Annotated in this window: 17 protein-coding genes; 4 read left to right on the top strand and 13 right to left on the bottom strand. The window is 53.9% G+C overall.

The genetic code is table 11. The annotated features are described in order from the left end of the window. The first annotated feature begins 12 nt into the window (after positions 1–12). Both ABFZ83_RS13485 and ABFZ83_RS13480 read left to right on the top strand, forming a co-directional pair. Positions 13–828: a hypothetical protein gene (locus tag ABFZ83_RS13485; protein ID WP_411817072.1), complete on the top strand. Its 816-nt coding sequence runs from the start codon at positions 13–15 to the stop codon at positions 826–828. Then, positions 825–1703, top strand: a complete 879-nt coding sequence (locus ABFZ83_RS13480) for a M23 family metallopeptidase (protein ID WP_411817071.1) — start codon at positions 825–827, stop codon at positions 1701–1703. Before ABFZ83_RS13485 ends, ABFZ83_RS13480 begins: the two co-directional genes overlap by 4 nt. Here the strand turns inward: ABFZ83_RS13480 and ABFZ83_RS13475 are convergent. From ABFZ83_RS13475 to ABFZ83_RS13420, 12 genes are all read right to left on the bottom strand, one after another. Next, positions 1700–2119 (bottom strand): DUF2306 domain-containing protein, encoded by a 420-nt coding sequence (locus ABFZ83_RS13475; RefSeq protein WP_411817070.1) that lies wholly within the window; start codon positions 2117–2119, stop codon positions 1700–1702. The genes ABFZ83_RS13480 and ABFZ83_RS13475 overlap by 4 nt on opposite strands. A 28-nt stretch (positions 2120–2147) precedes the next feature. Then, positions 2148–2876, bottom strand: coding sequence for an SURF1 family protein (locus ABFZ83_RS13470; protein WP_411817069.1), 729 nt, complete (start codon positions 2874–2876; stop codon positions 2148–2150). A gap of 3 nt (positions 2877–2879) precedes the next feature. Continuing rightward, positions 2880–3248 (bottom strand): DUF983 domain-containing protein, encoded by a 369-nt coding sequence (locus ABFZ83_RS13465; RefSeq protein WP_411817068.1) that lies wholly within the window; start codon positions 3246–3248, stop codon positions 2880–2882. 9 nt (positions 3249–3257) lie between these two features. Further along, on the bottom strand, positions 3258–3830 hold the full coding sequence (locus ABFZ83_RS13460; protein ID WP_411817067.1) for a hypothetical protein: 573 nt from the start codon (positions 3828–3830) through the stop codon (positions 3258–3260). Positions 3831–3859: 29 nt separating this feature from the next. Further along, positions 3860–4837, bottom strand: a complete 978-nt coding sequence (locus ABFZ83_RS13455; RefSeq protein ID WP_411817066.1) for a cytochrome c oxidase subunit 3 — start codon at positions 4835–4837, stop codon at positions 3860–3862. A 92-nt stretch (positions 4838–4929) separates the two neighbouring features. After that, positions 4930–5514, bottom strand: coding sequence for a cytochrome c oxidase assembly protein (locus ABFZ83_RS13450; RefSeq protein WP_411817065.1), 585 nt, complete (start codon positions 5512–5514; stop codon positions 4930–4932). Between the two features lie 11 nt (positions 5515–5525). Further along, positions 5526–5699, bottom strand: coding sequence for a hypothetical protein (locus ABFZ83_RS13445; protein WP_411817064.1), 174 nt, complete (start codon positions 5697–5699; stop codon positions 5526–5528). Next, positions 5692–6636, bottom strand: a complete 945-nt coding sequence (locus ABFZ83_RS13440; RefSeq protein WP_411817063.1) for a heme o synthase — start codon at positions 6634–6636, stop codon at positions 5692–5694. The genes ABFZ83_RS13445 and ABFZ83_RS13440 overlap by 8 nt, the downstream gene beginning before the upstream one ends. A gap of 107 nt (positions 6637–6743) precedes the next feature. Further along, positions 6744–7061 (bottom strand): hypothetical protein, encoded by a 318-nt coding sequence (locus tag ABFZ83_RS13435; RefSeq protein ID WP_411817062.1) that lies wholly within the window; start codon positions 7059–7061, stop codon positions 6744–6746. Between the two features lie 208 nt (positions 7062–7269). Further along, a complete protein-coding gene (gene ctaD / locus ABFZ83_RS13430) occupies positions 7270–8934 on the bottom strand; it encodes a cytochrome c oxidase subunit I (protein ID WP_411817061.1) in 1665 nt (554 codons plus the stop codon). A gap of 17 nt (positions 8935–8951) precedes the next feature. Next, positions 8952–10127 (bottom strand): cytochrome c oxidase subunit II transmembrane domain-containing protein, encoded by a 1176-nt coding sequence (locus ABFZ83_RS13425; RefSeq protein WP_411817060.1) that lies wholly within the window; start codon positions 10125–10127, stop codon positions 8952–8954. Between the two features lie 14 nt (positions 10128–10141). Next, a complete protein-coding gene (locus tag ABFZ83_RS13420; protein WP_411817059.1) occupies positions 10142–10267 on the bottom strand; it encodes a hypothetical protein in 126 nt (41 codons plus the stop codon). A 98-nt stretch (positions 10268–10365) separates the two neighbouring features. Here ABFZ83_RS13420 and tldD point away from each other — a divergent pair, with 98 nt between their 5' ends. Together tldD and gluQRS are read left to right on the top strand one after the other, a co-directional pair. Further along, on the top strand, positions 10366–11784 hold the full coding sequence (gene tldD, locus ABFZ83_RS13415; RefSeq protein ID WP_411817058.1) for a metalloprotease TldD: 1419 nt from the start codon (positions 10366–10368) through the stop codon (positions 11782–11784). A gap of 8 nt (positions 11785–11792) precedes the next feature. Further along, complete coding sequence (gene gluQRS, locus ABFZ83_RS13410) at positions 11793–12644, top strand: tRNA glutamyl-Q(34) synthetase GluQRS (RefSeq protein WP_411817057.1); 852 nt, start codon at positions 11793–11795, stop codon at positions 12642–12644. On the opposite strand, the gene ABFZ83_RS13405 is transcribed toward gluQRS, so the two are convergent. Continuing rightward, positions 12641–13633: an aldo/keto reductase gene (locus ABFZ83_RS13405; protein WP_411817056.1), complete on the bottom strand. Its 993-nt coding sequence runs from the start codon at positions 13631–13633 to the stop codon at positions 12641–12643. The two genes, gluQRS and ABFZ83_RS13405, sit on opposite strands and share 4 nt — an antisense overlap. Between the last annotated feature and the right edge of the window lie 87 nt (positions 13634–13720).

Raw genomic sequence — 13720 nt, 5'->3', positions numbered from 1 at the left:
CAGGGGGGAGACATGAGGAACGCAATTGTAACAGCGGTTTGTCTGACTGCTCTTGCTGGCGGGCACCTTTATGCGCAAGAAGCACCCGCTTCCGAAGAACCGACCATCAGCGCAGTCCCGCCCAACCCCGACGAAATACAACGTACACTGAGAGAAAAGGCCAAGCGCATTCCGCGCCGAGGTCTTGCCTCAGCATTGCGTGCAGGCTCCGACGAACGCGCCAATCGCGCAGAAACCATTGTGCGCGCACCCGATATTCAGGAAATTCGCGACTCCCTCAACGCAACGCGCGAAGCTGATCGGGCAACCCAAACAGATACGCTGGCGGCCACCCGCGCCATCACCGCATTACCGCCGGTAAAGGGCATTCGCGCAGTTACAAATGAACGCTTGAAAGCGGCTGACCGCCGCGAGCTAATTGATGTCCGTGTGCCTGTTTTGATTCCCGGCAGTCTCGAATTTGCAGACCGCATGAAACTATATGGGATGAGAAATGTTTACACCGCGTCAGCATCAATCGACACGGAGGCAAGTTTGATGATTTCAGGCACTTGTAATCGTGTCATTGGTGGCGATCCCGATATTGTTGAAGCACGAAAGCGCCTCAGTGTTGCGCCGCGTCGCCTCGAAGGCACCAATGCGGCCTATCATATCAGCCGGAATGATTTCGGGGTCGATCTTAGCTTTTCCAAATTTGGCTGCGGCTATGTTGTGACAATTGAATGCGGCGACCCCGCTGCAGATCCGCGTTGTTCCGGCGATGAGTATATCACCGGCCTCGCAGAATCGATGTTTCTCGCTAACCCAGAACTCGCCGGAGGTGAATGATGGAGTACGCCAAGCATACACTTATCGCCTTGATTTTATCCCTCGGTTTGATCGCCTGCGATCAGCCGGGCGAAACGCCAACACCAATCGATCCGGGTCCGGATAACCCTGCGGACCCAGACCCGACTGACCCAGAGCCGATTGACCCGAACCCTGATCCGCAACCGGATCCAATCCCCGAAGAAGAATATCTCGACGACGAAGAAGGCAGAATTTTCAGCTATGTGCCGGTGGGCGATTTATTGCCAAATTCTGGGCCCGGCCATCAGGACACAACGATTTATCGACCAGACATAATGTTTCCGCTTGAGGAAGCAGCCTTTTTAAATAGTCAGGTCTATCGGCATGGCGGTTATCAAGGCTCAGTCAACGGTATGAATGGCGGCCAATGCCATTCGTCGAATTATGAATATCCTTGGCAGGATACGTTTTGCGAATCACGCTCACGCAGCCAGATCATGTGCCCGAATGGCGGACATGAAGGCGTAGATATACGCCCGGCGACCTGTATCCCACAAAGCGGTGCCGAGCATTGGGCGATTGCCGTCGAGGATGGCCGCATCATCGCACCGGCTTCCTCGCGCTATACCGTCCGTCTACAAACCGAAGACGGCACGCTTTATCGCTATCTCCATCTGAAAATGGATGCCTTAGCGGTTAGCGATGGTGAATATGTCACCAAGGGTCAACGCATTGGCCGTGTCTCGAATGATTTTTTCAACTCGTCTGGCGATCCGGTACCGACGACCTATCACCTTCATTTTGAAATGTATCAAAACTATGCGCCGGACGCAGAAACGGACCCGGTCTTCGATCAGGTCAATCCCTATATGACGCTTGTTAGCGCCTATGAGCGCAAATTGCGGACGCCCTAACCGCCCATGACCACCTGATGCATGATGCGTCCGGGTAAAAATGCCAACATGCCGGCTATGATAAGGCCACCGATAAAAATACCGGTGAATGGGCCCTTGTGCTTTTTGAGATGCGCGCCGCCGCGCATGAGATAGATCATACCGCCGATCAGACCGTAGGCCGTCAGCACGGTAAAGATATGAATGAAACTGAACCATTCGGTGATCGGAAGGCCAGGCACCAAAGCGGGCCGGATGAATATGCTGCTGATGGTGACGGCGATCATCAATATTACCCAGAGCACGCCCAGACTTCGATGGGGCAATGTTCCCTTAGGGGCCGTGAACTGAACGACACCCAATAAAAACGCCGCTATCGCGCCAATTGCATGAACTTGAATCACCCAAGGCGCATCCATTAGTGGCTGTAATGACATCGCAAACTCCCCCGACAGCAAAACCCTATCACGCTCGATCGGCGCTGTCTTCCTTGCGGGATGGCAATGAAAAAACCAGCCACACACCGACCAGCGTCAACGCCAGACCATACCATGTCAGCGCATATTCTAGATGGCGGTTATTAAAGGATAGTCGCGTCGTTCCGCCCTTGGGCCATTGCCGATCCGCAACCGCAAATTGATCGACATAATAAGGAATAGTCGATAATTCCGCGGTCTGCGCAAATTGGTTCGGATCGCGCGTGTACCACAATCCGTCAACGGATTTTCCTACGGGACGGAACCAGCTTGCCGGGGGCGTTGGCTGTTCTGCGGTCCTGAAAAGGCCGATGGCTTCGCTCGGGTCATTATAGTTTGGCTCCGCCGCATCCGCGCCCTGCGGGACAAAACCGCGATTGACATAGACCACGCCAAACTCATCCGCTTGGAAAGGAACAAATTCGTAATACCCCGCCCCTGCCTCATAGGAACCGAAAACGCGCGCATGTGCTCTTGTGGGGATGCCAGTGATCTCTACCGGCATATATTCCATGTCTTCGCCTGCCTGCGCGCGCTTGACCGCCTCGTCAAAAGTAATCGGCGGTGCCGCGACGCGTGCTTCGACTTTGGCGATAAGGTCTGTTTTCCACGCGAGCCGGTGGAGTTGCCATGTGCCAAGCCAGACAAGAATGCCAAGAGCAACAACCACGAAGACCGTCAGTACGGGACGGAATTTAAACTGTCGGCCAGCCAGCATCGCTTATTCTTCCAATCGGCCTTCAGATGCCTTGTTCGCATATTGCAAGGCAATCATGGTGGCTTTTAGCGGCCTGATGATCAATAGGATCGATCCGATCGCGAAAGTCATGCTGATAAAAAGCGCAACGCCAATCGGCGCATACAAGACATAGCGCGCCACAAAAGCCATAGCGACCGCAGCAAAGCCAACGATGAAAATAACGAAAACCGCAGGCCCGTCACCGCTATCGGCTTTGGCGTAATCCAGTTGGCATTGCTCGCAATCTTTTCTCAGCTTGAGGTAACCATCAAATAATGGCCCCTGCCCACAGCGGGGGCATTTGCACCCCAGCCCCGCAGCATAAGGTGAAACAGGCGGATAATAGCTCATGATTGCCCCTTACTCTTGGGCCGTCAGGACAAGTGACAATGGCGAATCGTTTGCGACCTTTCCGGTCGCATAAGCACGCCCCGCTTCGGTTAGCCCTTTAAGTGTTAGGACTGTGCAGAATTCGTAATCGGCATCGTCGGAGGCAAGATCCCCGTTTTCGATCAGCGTTGAGCGCAAATCATCGGGCAGGTCCGGGCATTCCATCATGGTGAGCGTCAATCGGTTTCGATCGCCGGCCGCATAGTAATATGCGTAGCCGTCACTCTCTTGCATTTGCGCAACGTAACTCTTTCGCTTCACGCGACGAAAACGAAGTGCCGTTGGCTCCTGCTCATCACTCGCGACCATATAGCCGCGATCATCAGTTGTCGTAACCGTGAGCGGCTCGCAGTCTTTTAAACTGCCATCATCGGCAATCGCACAGGACTGATAACCACCCGCTTTCAGGGGACGGGCCTTGCCATTCTTTTCTGTGAGGATCGGTTCTTCTGATACGAGACAACCAGACAAAGTGATCGCCGCAAATGCGGCGACCACAAATCTGACGTCAATTCGTGTCTTCAATTCGGGCAATGAGCGCATAAGCACTCCTGTTTTTTGCCCGCAGCGCTCTAGGACAATAGGCCCTGATTGCCGAGGACATAGATGAACGCGAACAGGAACAACCAGACCACGTCAACAAAGTGCCAGTACCAAGCGGCACATTCGAAACCGAAATGGCGTTCCGGTGTGAAATGTCCGGCCATCGCGCGGAACAAGCAGACCGCGAGGAAGATCGTTCCGATAATCACATGAAGACCGTGGAAGCCCGTCGCCATGAAGAACGACGAACCATAAATGCCGCCACCAACGAATGAGAACATTTCGTAATGCAGCGCTTCGTAATATTCGACCGCCTGCAACGCGCTAAAGAAAACACCAAGGATGATCGTGACGACCAGACCTTGGATAAGGCCTTTTTGGTCATTGTGCTGAACAGCATGGTGCGCCCAAGTGACGGTTGTCCCCGATAGAAGCAAGATAAGCGTGTTGATAAGCGGCAAGCCCCAAGCACTGAGCGGCTCAACGCCAACTGGTGGCCAGACACCGCCGGTCGCATGGACGCGGCCATCATTACCAAGCCACGCGGGATCGCCCGCAGGGTTCACCATCTGCGTGCCATCGGAAAGGATAATCGGCTCCATCGCGCCGGGGAACAAAGCCGCGCCGAAGAATGCCCAGAACCATGCCGCAAAGAACATGACTTCGGAGGCAATGAACAGGATCATGCCATAGCGAAGGCCAAGGCGAATAACGAGCGCCGTGTTCTCGCCGGTGAGGCTTTCCTTGATGACATCACGCCACCAGCCCACCATGGTGAGCAACACGCCGGCAAAGCCGATGAAGAAGAGCCAATTGCCGGTCAGCGAGAACATGCCCGCAGAACCATCTTCGGCAATACCGCCGACCTGAATGCCAGCTTCGCCTGCGCCGGACTTCATCCATGCGACAGCACCGATCATCATGACCGCCGCGCTGAGTGAGCCCACCAGCGGCCAAGGCGATGGATTGACCAGATGATAATCGTGTTTAACTTCGGCACCGGACATGGTTCGTCCCTCTTATTCGTTTCCCGGAATCTTGTCGTTTTCTATACTGCCGCGGGCAAAAAATCCAAGCGCCCTTGTGGCCTGATACCGCGCTATTCAGCCGCAGTGTCACTATCTGCGGCGTTTTCCTCGCCATTATCCCACTTAAAAAAGGTGTAGGACAGGGTAATTGTCTGCACATCGTCGAGCTGTTTGTCCTCAGCCAGCTCCGGATCGACGAAATAGGTCACCGGCATTGAGACCTTCTCGCCCGGTTGCAAGGTCTGTTCGGTGAAGCAGAAACACTCGATTTTGCGGAAATAGAGCCCTGCTTTTGCAGGAGATACGTTAAACGTCGCGCGGCCCGTAACGGGGTGGTCCGTCGTGTTCTCCGCCTCGTAAAAGGCCAATCCGGTCTCCCCGATTTTCAGGGTTTGCGAGACCTGTTCCGGTTTAAAGCGCCAGCTAAGGCCGTTACCCACAGTGGCGTCGAATCGGACCGTGACGTCACGATCAACGATTTGTCCGGCACCCGCCTCGGCCCGCTGGGTCGTACCGCCCCAACCGGTAACCTGGCAAAATGCCTTGTAAAGCGGGACTGCCGCGAAAGAGAGACCAATCATCCCCGCAACAACGGCGGACACGATCATTGCTGTTTTTTGATTTTTCGCCTGCGGGCTTAAATCCGTGCCTGACACAATACGCTCCTTTAAAAGGACCGATCCACTACAGCGCCGCCTAGTCGCATGATCGTGACCAGAAAAACAGTCAAGATAAACGCCCCAAGAGCCAATGCGACAGCCATGTTTCTGCGCTTTTGCTGTTTCTTTTCTTCGGGCGTCAACGCGCGCGGCGCGTGCGGATCAACATTATCATCAGACATATAGCCCCGCTCCCTTTCTGACTATGGTTTCAATGAGGAGTGCGGCGAAAAGCGCAAACAGGTATAGCAATGAAAACCCAAACAGTTTTTTCGCCGGTCCGTGGTCTTCGGGCTTTGCGGTAAGAACGGCCCAGGATAGGGCAATAAAGCCGATCCCCATAAGCGCGCTAACCGCGAGGTAAAAAAGCCCCGCCATATTCATGAAATAAGGTGCAACGCCGACCGGCCCAAGAATTAGGGCGTATGCAAATATTTGTCGGCGGGTCGATTTTTCGCCTTTGACATTTGGCATCATCGGGATGCCGGCTTTTTCGTAATCGCCACGCTTATAAAGGGCCAGCGCCCAGAAATGCGGCGGCGTCCACATAAAAGTGATTGCAAATAAAACCCACGCCTCAATCGGGGCCGTGCCGGTTGCGGCTGCCCAGCCAACGACGGGCGGCAACGCCCCGGCAGCGCCGCCAATCACAATGTTTTGCGGTGTCGTGCGTTTAAGCCACATCGAATAAATGACGACGTAGAAAAAGATGGTGAAGGCCAATAGGCCAGCCGCAAGATAATTGGACGCCAAACCCAATAGCGCGACCGACAAAACAGAAAGAAACCCGCCAAAGGCAGCGGCCTCTGCGCGCGGTACGCGACCTGCGGGAATCGGGCGTTTGATCGTGCGCGACATGACGGCATCGATATCCGCATCCCACCACATGTTCAGCGCACCCGAAGCACCCGCACCGACCGCGATCGCCAATAGCGAAACGGCCCCAAGGAAAAAATCGATCCGCCCCGGCGCAACCAACATCCCGACCAGTGCCGTGAAAATCACCAATGACATGACGCGCGGCTTCAGCAGGGAGAAATAATCCTCCGGCCCAGCCAAGGCATAGCTGTTTTGCCCTGCGTCGCTATCTGTTTGTGGTGTCATAACACTGTCGCTCATGGCGCGCTTATGCCCCAAAGCCATGCTGAGGGAAATAGCGCTTTTTAAATGGAAACGGCTGCGACGCATACATAACGCCGCAGCCGCCCCGAATTTTGCTGTTTGTACTAGCGCGAAATAACCGAGCGCAAGCTAAACAACACGAGAATTAACACCATAAAGGCGATGAAATAGGCCAGAAGCGTTCCTGCCTGCAGATTCATGAAGTGCATCCAACTCGCTTCGAGTTGCGATACCGCGCGATCCCCATAGGTCGCCTGTTCCGCCGGCGCACCCCGGAAATAGCCGCGTAAAAATCCGCCGATCGCGAATACGACCAAAGCGAGCAATGTCATCGAGCCGATCTGTGTCCCGCGTCGCATCATGATTGATGCAAAAAGCACCGACCCGAATGCAATAACCAGCGCGATCCAGTCGCCACTCATGAAAGTGCTTCGAAAAATTCCAGTAACGTCGTTGATGATAGTTTCCAGCATGCCCCTAGTCCTTACTGTTGTTTCGTCGTTTCTTTGCCCCTAACGGCGATTAACCATTATTAACGCATTCTGAAACGACTCGCTAGAAGCCGCGCTGAAACAAAAAAGCCCCGCCGGATCACCTGCGGGGCTTTTATTTATTAGATTTTACAGAGCGTTAGAACGCTTTTGCGTCGCCTTTATCAAATCGTGGCAGTTCATTGAACTGGTGATATGGTGGCGGAGAAGGAAGCGTCCACTCAAGTGTTGTTGCGCCTTCACCCCATGGATTCGCAGCGGCTTTCTTCCGATAGACGAAGAACGCATCAATCATCGTGACAACAAATACGCCCAAGCCAGCGACCATGATGAAGTAACCGATGGTCGAAACCTGATTCCAATAGGCAAATGCCTCTGGGTAATCGATGTAACGACGCGGCATACCCTGAAGGCCGAGGAAGTGCTGCGGGAAGAAGATCAGGTTCACACCAACGAACATGACCCAGAAATGCAGCGTACCCAGCCATTCGCGGTACTCATAGCCAAACATTTTGCCGAACCAGTAATACCAGCCCGCAAAGATCGCGAAGACCGCACCAAGCGACAGAACGTAGTGGAAGTGCGCCACAACGTAATAGGTGTCGTGCATGTAGTGGTCGATACCCGCATTCGCGAGAACAACACCGGTCACACCACCGACGGTGAACAGGAAGATAAAGCCAACAGCCCAAAGCATCGGTGTTTTAAAGGTGATCGATCCACCCCACATGGTCGCGATCCACGAGAAGATCTTGATCCCCGTCGGCACCGCAATGACCATCGTCGCGGCAACGAAATAGGCTTTCATGTTCACCGAAAGGCCAACCGTAAACATGTGGTGCGCCCAAACGATGAAACCAACAAAGCCGATCGCAACCATCGCATAGGCCATGCCGAGATAACCAAAGATCGGCTTTTTCGAGAATGTCGAAACGATGTGCGAGACGATGCCGAAGCCAGGAAGAATAAGGATGTAAACTTCCGGGTGACCGAAGAACCAGAACAGGTGCTGGTAAAGAATCGGGTCGCCGCCGCCGGCTGCATCAAAGAATGATGTGCCGAAGTTCCGGTCAGTCAAAAGCATGGTGATCGCGCCAGCAAGAACAGGAAGCGACAGCACCAGCAAGAAGGCCGTAACCAGAACGGACCAAGCGAACAATGGCATTTTGTGCAGGGTCATGCCCGGCGCGCGCATATTGAAGATCGTGGTGATGAAGTTAATCGCACCAAGGATCGATGACGCACCCGCGAGGTGCAGCGACAAAATCACGAGATCCATCGCTGGCCCGGGACTACCCGCGTTACTCGAGAGCGGCGGATACATGACCCAGCCCCCGCCAAATCCGGTATTGGAACCATAGCCCGGCACGAATAGCGAAAGCGTAATGACAATACCCGAAGCAACATAAAGCCAGAACGAGATATTGTTCATCCGCGGGAAGGCCATGTCCGGTGAACCGATCATGATCGGCACGAACCAGTTACCAAATCCGCCAATCATCGCTGGCATGACCATGAAGAAGATCATGAACAAGCCGTGATAGGTGATCAGGACATTATAAAAGTTGGCGGCTGCGGTCAGATCGCCACCGGTCCACTGCGTGAGGACGGTAACGCCCGGTTCTGCAAGTTCGAGGCGCATAAGCCCCGACATAGCGCCGCCGACAATGCCAGAAACGATCGCGAACAAAAGATATAGCGTTCCGATATCTTTATGGTTCGTCGAGAAAAACCACCGTACCAAAAATGGTGGCTTGTGGTCGTGCTCTTCGTGAGCGCCTTGTGCTGCGTGTGCATCAGCCATTTTTTTGGGCCCTTCTCTTATTCAGCCGCTGCATCGGCGTCAGCCGCCTGCGCGAGTTTAACCTTGTCAGTATCGAACATTGGCTCAAGACCGGCCAGCGCACGCTGGCTGTCGACCCATGCTTCGAACTCCGGACGCGAAACCACTTCAACCGCAATCGGCATGAAGGAGTGGCGGACACCGCAGATCTCCGAGCACTGGCCGTAGTAAATACCTTCGCGCTCAGGGCGGAACCATGTCTCGTTGATACGGCCTGGGACCGCATCAATTTTCAGCGTGAAATTCGGCAGTGCCCATGAATGGATCACATCATTTGCCGTGATGGTAACGCGGATCGTTTCACCAACAGGCACGACCACGCGGTTATCAACTTCAAAGCGATAAAGTTCCGGAGTTGTCTGGTCTTCCGGCAGCATGTTCGAGAAGAAATCGAAATCGCCGAAATCCGGATAAGAATACTGCCAGTTCCACTGATAGCCATTTACCTTGAGGGTCATGGTTGGTGCGAGAACGACTTCTTTTTCGCAGCCATCGAAATAGCGCTTGGCCATCGGGCAACCGGAAACGTTCTGGGTTGACCGCCCACCGCGAATGATAACGCTTGTGCCGCTTGGTGCAGGATTGTCGAGCGAAACCACGAGATCGCGCTCACCCCAGCCATCAACTGTATAATCGCGCTTGTGCTTGAGAACCGTACGTGAAGAGCCGTCATCAAGAATGACTTGCAGGTGGCCGGCACGCGATACCATGCGGCTTTCCGGGAAGTCATTCGGGAAAACAAAATCAACAGTTTGACCGTCACCGCGTGAAACAACCTGTTTCCCATCTGGCGTGATGCCATCTTTGAAGAGAACTTCGAAAGAAGGCAGCGAGATAACGAGCAGGATAATGATCGGAATACCGGTCCAAAGAACCTCGATCATTGTATTATGCGAGAATTTGCGTGCTTCCGGATTAGCCTTGCGATTGTAACGCAACACAACCCAAATCAGGAGCGCCAGCACGAACAGGCTGATCACGGTAATGATCGGCAACAAAACGCCGTTGTGGAAAAATTGAACTTCTTCCGCGAGCGCAGATCCGGCCGGGACCATGCCCACACCGCCTTGCTCGGGGAGCGCATGTGCCACTGAGGCCGCCCACACGCTAATTCCAGTTGTCGCCGCAAAAGCAGCATTCAAAAGTCTTTTCATAGTCGCATCCCGCGTCATTCGCTAACCAAACCTACGCCTTGGGCAGCTGTTCCAGCCTTTGCGCGCTTCGATACGCCTGCTCGCGCGCCAAGGTCAAACCCTTCTGCCCGCTTATAGGCCGCCTGTGGGCGTCCCGTCATTGCCTGATTTGCGGTAAAATGGTCGCAGCACCGACGCGAGCACAACTAGCAGGCCCCAAACCATTGCCGATTGCTGATCACACGCCTAAATCATTCATATGACAGACTCTTATTTCTTCTCCCGCACCGATCTCGACCGTGAACGCACACAATCCATTCTCGATGATTCCCTGAAAGGGGCCGATGATGGGGAGCTGTTCCTAGAATATAGCCAATCAGAGGCGTTTGTCTTTGATGATAACCGGTTGAAAACGGCAAATTTTGACGTGCAACAAGGTTTCGGCCTGCGCGCCGTCTGCGGCGAATCAACGGGTTATGCCCACGCTTCTGAACTTTCCGAAGCAGCTCTCAAACGGGCGGGCGATGCGGTACAGGCCGTGAAAAGCGGCAAAAGCGGTGCTGTCGCCGATGGGCCGGCCCGCACCAACACCAAGCTTTACCCGGAAGAAAACCCACTTGGGGATATGTCATTTGAGGCCAAAACCCAGCTTTTGGCGGAAATCAACGATTATGCCCGCTCAAAAGATAAACGGGTCCGTCAGGTTTCTTGCTCGCTGAGCGGCGCTTGGCAGGCGATCGAAATCATCCGTCCCGGCGGCGAGATCATTCGTGATTTCCGTCCGCTTGTGCGCCTTAATGTTTCCGTGACGGCCGGCGAAGGAGATCGGCAGGAATCAGGTAGCTATGGCGCAGGTGGCCGCGAGGGCTATGCGCGCTTTATCGCGCCTGACGCCTGGCAAGGGCAGGTCGACGAGGCGCTGCGGCAGGCGCTCATCAATCTTGCCGCCGAACCGGCACCAGCGGGCGAGATGGAAGTCGTTCTCGGCTCTGGCTGGACCGGCGTCCTTTTACACGAAGCCGTTGGCCACGGCCTTGAAGGGGATTTTAACCGCAAGCAGACATCGGCATTTGCCGGACGTCTTGGCGAGCGCGTAGCTGCACCGGGCGTTACCGTCATTGATGACGGAACAATTTCCGGCCGCCGCGGCTCGCTTACGGTTGATGATGAAGGCACACCAACGTCTGAAACCGTTTTGATCGAAGACGGGATCTTGAAAGGTTATCTACAAGACCGGTTGAATGCGCGTTTGATGGGCATGGCCGCGACGGGCAATGGTCGGCGCGAAAGCTATGCGCATCAGCCCATGCCGCGCATGACCAACACTTTCATGAAGGCGGGCGAGCATGACCCTGAGGAAATCCTCAGCACCGTGAAAGACGGTATTTATGCGGTGAATTTTTCTGGCGGTCAGGTTGATATTACCTCAGGTAAATTCGTCTTTAACTGCACCGAAGCCTACCGCGTTAAAAACGGTAAAGTTGGCGCACCAATTAAAAATGCTGCGCTAATTGGTGACGGGCCGAGCGTCCTGACCAAGGTTTCAATGATCGGGAATGATTTTGCGCTTGATCCCGGCATTGGTGTTTGCGGCAAGGCAGGACAAGGCGTGCCGGTGGGCGTTGGTCAACCGACCATCAAGATCGACAGCCTGACCGTTGGCGGTGCGAGCGCATAGCGCGCCGCATGCCAAACTTCGTCACGCGCTTCGCCCCCTCGCCGACAGGCCTCTTGCATCTTGGTCATGCCTATTCGGCATTGCTCGCCTATCAGGCCGCAAAAGCACGTAACGGGCGGTATTCGTTGCGCATAGAAGACATCGACCAAACCCGGTGCAAGCCGGCGTTCGAAACCGCCATATTGGAAGACCTCGAATGGCTGGGTATTGAATGGGAACAGCCAGTTCGTCGGCAGTCGGATCATTTTGACGACTACAAAGCGGCCCTCGCGTCTCTGCGTGAGCGGGGGTTGGTCTATCGGTGTTTTAAAACGCGCAAGGAAATTACCGACGAAATTGCACGCGCGCCACACACCACCCCCGAAGGCCCTCAATATTTCGGCGCACCATTAGCGCCTTCCGAAGAGCAAAAGCGCATCGACGCGGGAGAACCCTTTGCATGGCGACTTTCTATTTCCGCAGCAAAGAAACTGCTCGGCAAAAAATTCGATACGCTTTGTTTTCGCGAACGCAACTCGAATGGTGACATTCAAGAAGTAAAAGCCGCACCAGATATATTTGGCGACCCGGTAATTGCACGCAAAGATGCAGGGACAAGCTATCACCTCGCCTCTGTCCATGACGATGCCTTGCAAGGCATCACTGACGTCATTCGCGGGACAGACCTTGCGAGCGCCGCACATCTTCATCGATTGTTACAAGAATTATTGGGATATCCAGAACCCATATACCACCACCATCAGCTTATAACTGATGATGCGGGCAATCGGCTCGCCAAACGCGATAAGTCAATGACATTGCGTTCCCTGCGGGAGGGCGGCGCAACGCCATCTGATCTTATCGCGCGTCTTGGCCTTTAGGCGTAAAGGGTTGAAGACCGCGATTCAGGATACCGCGCGCCCGCAACAGCTTCTTGCGGGATAGCTTTTTCAATCGCCTCTATATCCGTGTCCGTCAAATTGACGTTCAACGCACCGATATTTTCTTCCAACCGATGCAGTTTCTTGGTGCCCGGGATTGGAATGATGTCATCACCCTTCGCTATCACCCACGCGAGTGCAATCTGCGCAAGCGAAGCGTCTTTATCTTTTGCAATATCCGTAAGCTGATCAACGAGCGACACGTTCTTTTCTAATGCGCCATCCGAAAATCGCGGATTACCCATCATGCGATAGTCGCCAGAACCGAAATCACTTTCTTTGCGATAAGCACCCGTTAACAAGCCACGCCCCAATGGCGAATAGGCCACAAACGCAACATTCAACGCACGGCACGCCGGGATAATTTCGTCTTCCATTTCGCGGGTGACGATCGAATATTCTGATTGCAGCGCTGAAATCGGATGAACATCATTCGCTTTTCTAAGCGTTTCTGCGCTGACTTCAGAAAGGCCCAGCGCACGAACTTTACCGGCTTTGACAAGGTCCGCCATCGCACCAACCGAATCTTCGACAGGCACATTCCGGTCACGGCGGTGCATATAGTAGAGGTCAATGACATCAATACCGAGCCGTTTCAACGACGCGTCGACGGCCTCTTTGATATATTTCGGATCGTTCGACATGCCGGCGAATTCGCCATTCTCGCCGCGTTGAAAAGCAAATTTTGTTGCCAGCACGACATCCTTGCGATGTTTTTTCAAAAATCCGGAAAGCTGTTCTTCATTCTTACCCGCGCCGTACATATCAGCTGTGTCAAAGAAATTGATGCCGCGTTCCAACGCAGCTTCAAGCAGGCTTTCTGCTTCGTTATTAGAAACAGCATCGCCATAAAACTCAGCCAGCCCCATACAGCCAAAGCCGAGACGCGATACTTGAATGCCAGACTGGCCCAAGCCAACTTTGCGCATACTTACCTCCAATTGTATTGAATTTCTCATGCGATTGCATGTGCATTATTGATCGCACAAAAATCACATTGCGATCAACTCTTGAAA

This window comes from Hyphococcus formosus, assembly GCF_046736345.1.
GTDB lineage: Bacteria > Pseudomonadota > Alphaproteobacteria > Caulobacterales > Parvularculaceae > Hyphococcus > Hyphococcus formosus.
The sequence above is the reverse complement of the archived record's forward strand: the minus strand, read 5'-3'. Positions and strand labels throughout refer to the sequence as shown.